The 1905-nt window shown below is 61.2% G+C and carries 1 protein-coding gene; it reads right to left on the minus strand.

Annotation, left to right across the window (positions count from 1 at the left end; translation table 11 throughout):
* Positions 1 to 218: 218 nt before the first annotated feature.
* Positions 219 to 1905: PQQ-binding-like beta-propeller repeat protein (locus OP496_RS17455; protein ID WP_280565152.1), on the minus strand; the 1687-nt coding region annotated here is incomplete at its 5' end.

Here is a 1905-nt window from a genome sequence, read left to right on the forward strand (position 1 = left end):
TGGGCGGCCTGATCCTCATCGCCATTGGCGTCGCCGTGCTCTATGAACATCTGGCCGGCGTCGTCTCGCCATGAACGCGATATAGCCTTAACGCGCAAGGCTAAAAAGGCCCGACCACAACGACGCGAGCCAACAAAAACGGGGTGGACCCAATTGGGCCCACCCCGTCTGCTTTCTACTTTACTTCTATATTGCTCTCTACCACTTACTGACGGTCGTTACTCGTCTTCGTCCTCCGGCAGCGCGTAGACGACGACCTGGTCGCCGACCTGATCTTTCACGATCGAGTTGCCGCCTGCCACGAAGGCGACGTATTCGCGGCCTTCATACTCGTACACGGCAGGGTTCGCGACGCCAGGTGCCTCGGCCTGGTCTTCCCATAGCTCTTCGCCGGTCTCGAGTGAGTAGGCGCGCATTTTGGCGTCGATGGAGCCGCCGATGAAGATCACGTTACCCGCGGTGACCGCTGGACCGCCGATGGTGGGCGAGCCCCAGCTTTCGGGCATGAAGAAGCCGTACTGCTGCGAGGAGCCGATCGGGCGACGCCATTTCACATCACCGGTTTTCATGTCGAGTGCGACGATCTCACCAAAAGGTGGCTCCCAGCACGGCATACCGAGCCAGTTACGTGCCACCTTGAGACGCATACCGTAAGGCGCCCCTGTCTGCGGTGCGAAGCCACTCTCATTGCCTGAGCCGCTATCGGCTTTCTCGTAGGCTTCACGCTCGTAGAGCTTCACGTATTGCACGATGTGCGAGGTGTTGACGATGGCCGTTTGGCTGACAGGGTCGAACGCGACACCACCCCATTGCACACCGCCGGAGCTATCAGGATAAGTCAGTGCACCTTCGCCCTTGGTAGTGGGCGGCGTGTACATGCCTTCATACGTCAGGTTGTCCCAGAGCTTGGAACACTGTCCACCGCCAACGGCATCGGCGAGTTTCCAGACCTTCGGTTTCTCGGATTGGTCGAGCAGCGGAGCGGGCTTGGTCGGGAAGGGTTGCGTGTCCGCGTATTCTTCGCCTTTGACGGAGCCATCGCCCTGCGGTACCGGGCGCTCTTCGATCGGCCAGACGTCCTCACCCGTCAGGCGGTTGACGACGAACAGGAAGCCTTGCTTGGTGGCCTGGATCAATGCCGGGATTTCCTCGCCATCCACCGTGATATCCATCAGCGTGGGGGCGGAGTTGATGTCGTAGTCCCAGACGTCGTGGTGGACCCACTGGCGCGACCAGACGACTTCGCCGGTGTCGACGTCAAGCGCGGTGGTCGAGGTCGCCAGGGGCGCGTCCTCGGTGCGATTGCCACCCCAATAATTGGGAGATGGCGAGGAGATCGGCAGATACACGAGGCCGTTTTCCTCGTCGGCGGACATGTGCGTCCACACGTTGGCGGTACCGCTCTTCTCGCGCATCTCGTCGGAAAGGGCGTTGAAGCTCCATTCGCGTTCGCCGGTACGGGCATTGATGGAGAACACGGTGCCGGGAGGCGCTTGCTCGAACGCCCAGTCCTTTCCGGCCCAGCCGAGGATCAGGTGATCGCCCACCACGGTCGGTGGCTGCAGCAGCGATAGCGGCCACTTATCGTGGGTGTCATTCCACTGGTTGACGTCCAGTACGCCGTTATCGGCGAAGCTAGTGCACTTCTCGCCGGTGTCGGCATCGACGGCAAAGAGCTGCGCGTCCATCGTGCCCAGATAGACGATCTTCTGGCAGGACTCGCCTTCGACCGGATCATCCGCTTCCCAGTAGGCGACACCACGACTCTTGAGTGCGGGCTGCGTCATTGCTTCGAGCTTGGACTCGGTGTCGAAGCTCCACTTCTGCTCGCCGGTGGCGGGGTCGAGCGCGAGAATGCGGTAGAACGGCGTGCCGATATAGAGCGTGTCGTTGGCGAATACCGGT

The organism is Chromohalobacter sp. 48-RD10 (assembly GCF_029889785.1).
GTDB lineage: Bacteria > Pseudomonadota > Gammaproteobacteria > Pseudomonadales > Halomonadaceae > Chromohalobacter.